Raw genomic sequence first — 3,243 nt, 5'->3', positions numbered from 1 at the left:
CAGACATCCCACATTGCAGGCGCTCCGGGGAGACGTTCCGCGAACGGGGACGTCCTACCGGGAAAGATAAGAGGGGAACTGCGGTCATCAGCTGATTTGTGCAACAGCGCCCTGCGCGGCCGACGACGAGTCATTTGAGCCAGACGCGCCTCAAGGTGTTTCGGCGGAATCGGCCCGAAGGTCGGCGATATCGCCACTGACCCGAGTGCAGCTCTTTCGGAACAATCTCCGCGCCCTTTATGATCGCAGCCCCCTTATGCCTAAATTGCTGCGATTGGGCCTTCCGGCTGACCCGTTCGCACCGGTCGCATCAGCGGCCTGATAGTCGCGATCCCGGGCTGAGGCGGCCAATCAAACAATATTTGCAATGTCAGAGAGAACGTACCCGACAAACCCGCCGCCCCACGGTCTCCAGCCTTCAGCCTTCAGTTTCCGCACAGCCTCGGCCGATCGCGCCGATAACGCGGATGCGTCCGGGGAAATTTCTGGTATTCCCGGTGCATGGACATCATTCTCGTCACCACAGTCATTGCATCGCTCTTTCTGGTCATCGGTGCCGCCGAACCTTTCGCTGCGCGCCTGCGGCTGCCTTACAGCGTGATCCTTGCGGTCCTTGGTATACTGATCGGGATCGGCGCGACCTTCTTTTTGAGAACGGAACTGACGGACGCGCTAAACCCGGTCGCCGAGGCGATCCTCGAGCTGCCGATCCGCTCCAACGTATTCCTCTACGTCTTTCTGCCGACGCTCCTGTTTCAGGCGACATTGGGGATGAACTTGCGGCGAATGCTGGACGATTGGGTCCCCATCCTGGTTCTCGCAATCCTTGCCGTCTTCGTGGCCACGATTTCCGTAGGCTACGCCCTTTCCTGGGCCAGCACGATTCCTTTGGCGGCGTGCCTCTTGGTGGGCTCCATCGTGTCAACCACCGACCCCTCGGCGGTGGTTTCGATATTCCGCTCCATCTCGGCACCGCGGCGCCTGGCGCGTATCATCGAGGGCGAGAGCCTTCTGAACGATGCGGCGGCCATCGCCCTGTTCGGCCTGTTCATGGCCTTCGTAATGCTGGGCCTCCCAGACCCGAATTTGGCTGATGCCCTGGCGCGGTTTCCGGTCCTCGTCGCTGGCGGTGCGGTGACCGGCTGGCTGGCCGCACGGATCGCCGTCTGGGTGATGGCACTGTTCAGCCGTCACGAATTGGCACAGGTCTCGATCTCTGTGGCGTTGCCCTACCTGGCCTACATCGTGGCGGAGCAGAGCGTCGGAGCGTCGGGCGTGATCGCGGTAGTGACTGCCGGCTTGACTCTCAACCTGACGGCTCCCGGGCGTCTCCCGCCCCAATCATGGGCGAACCTTCGCGAATTATGGGGCGTGCTGGCCCATTGGGCCGGCGCACTCATCTTCATTCTCGCCGCGCTGTTGATCCCAAGGCTGCTTGAAGAGGTCCGGCTCGCAGACCTTGTCTTGATCGGCGTCGTGATCCTTGCAGCCGTTGTCGCGCGAATGGCCATCTTGTTCGGCCTCATGCCGGTTCTGACGGCGCTGAAGCTTTCTCCGGCCGTCGAGCGACCCTACAGGGTGGCGATCCTATGGGGTGGCCTCAGGGGGGCGGTGACGCTCGCCTTGGCTCTGGCGGTCACGGAAAGCGTCCATGTGCCGGCCGATATCCAGCGCCTCGTCGGCATCCTCGCCACGGGGTTCACACTCTTCACTCTCGTGGTTCAAGGCACCACGCTGCGCTGGGTCATCGGCCGACTCGGCCTCGACCGGTTGTCTCCGATTGACGAGGCACTCTCCAGGCAGGTCGTTGCAGTTGCCTTGCAGACTGTCCGTGAAGATGTCGCGCGGACCACCGAGAACTACGACCTCAACCGCGAGACCGTGCGGACGGAAGCGAAGCGGTTCGGCAAACGTCTGGACGCGGCGGTCAAGGAGGCCGAAGCGAGCGCCGATATCCTGGAGCGCGATCGCATCGCTCTGGGCCTGATCGCCTTGGCTGGCCACGAGCGTGATACGATCCTTGAACGGGTGCGCGAACGGACCATCTCGGCCCGAATGGCGGAACTTGTCCTGTCTAACGCCGACCGGCTGATCGAAGGGGCGCGCACGCAGGGCCGTAGCGGATATCAACGCGCGGCCCGGCGAAGCGTCTCCTACGGATCGGCGTTTCGCGGCGCGGTTTTGCTGCATGGGCGACTGGGTTTTTCAGCCCCGCTCGCGCGTATGACGGCCGACCGGTTCGAACTGCTGTTGTCGCAACGCCTGATCCTGCGTGATCTGGGGGCCTTCATCGACGGCCGCATCCGGCGTATTCACGGCAGACGGGTTGCAGAATTGCTGCACGAATTGCTGGCCCGGCGGATCGAGGCAATCGAGACTGCGCTGGACGGTCTAAGGCTGCAATATCCCGGATATGCGGAGGAAATCGAACGGCGCTTCATCCGCCGCACTGCGCTGCGGATGGAGGAGCGAGAGTATGTGGCCATGCGTGAAGACGGCCTGATCGGCACCGAGGTCTACACAGCGCTCATGCAGGAGCTGGCAACGCGCCGGGTGACGGCTGAGGAACGTCCCACTCTGGACGTCGCGGTCCAGCGGGTGGCGTTCGTCCGACAGTTCCCGCTCTTCGCCGATCTCGAGGAAAGTGACATGAAGAGCATGGGGCGGGCGCTCGCGACACGCTACGCCGATGGTGGCGAGGTGCTTCTTCGCAAGGCGACCCCTGCCAAAAGTGTCTTTTTCATCGCGTCTGGCGCGGTCGAACTGGAAAGCGCGGGCCAGAAATGGCGCTTGGGGCGCGGGGAGATGTTCGGCCAGATGGCCATCTTGACGGACAAGGCGCGCCGGGCCGATGTCCGCGCCATCGCACCGACGACGCTGCTTGTTCTGGAAGAGGATCGGTTCAGACGTTTGCTCAAGCGGAGCGAAACCCTTCGTGCGGCCGTTCGTGCCAGTGCCGACAAGCGCGGAATCGATCCGGTAGATCTGCTGCCGTGACTCTGTCCGGTCGGAAGCATCCTACTGACGGGCATCCGTTCGATAACAGCTCTGTGCCGAGAGCCGACCAGGTGGGTCTGAGCTAAAGTAAAAGTAATAGTTCTCCGCAACTTCGGAGGAACCCCGTACTGAATCGTCCCGGTTTCACCGGAGACCTATAGCTTCATTTCACGAGCTATTGTCAAATCTGGTGTTTGGGCGGTCATCAAGCGGCGGCCTGATCTTGTGTTGATGGCTTGATGCCGT

1 protein-coding gene is annotated in these 3,243 nt (G+C 62.3%); it reads left to right on the top strand.

Annotation, left to right across the window (positions count from 1 at the left end):
• The first annotated feature begins 501 nt into the window (after window positions 1-501).
• Complete coding sequence (locus Q4543_RS24005; protein ID WP_303442615.1) at window positions 502-2,997, top strand: cation:proton antiporter; 2,496 nt, start codon at window positions 502-504, stop codon at window positions 2,995-2,997.
• Window positions 2,998-3,243: the final 246 nt, after the last annotated feature.

Origin of the sequence: Salipiger sp. 1_MG-2023, assembly GCF_030547555.1 — a bacterium.
Lineage (GTDB): Bacteria > Pseudomonadota > Alphaproteobacteria > Rhodobacterales > Rhodobacteraceae > Salipiger.
The sequence above is the reverse complement of the archived record's forward strand: the minus strand, read 5'-3'. Positions and strand labels throughout refer to the sequence as shown.

Coding starts and splice junctions, on each gene's coding strand:
- Q4543_RS24005 (WP_303442615.1), top strand. CDS start 502: ATGGACATCATTCTCGTCACCACAGTCATTGCATCGCTCTTTCTGGTC.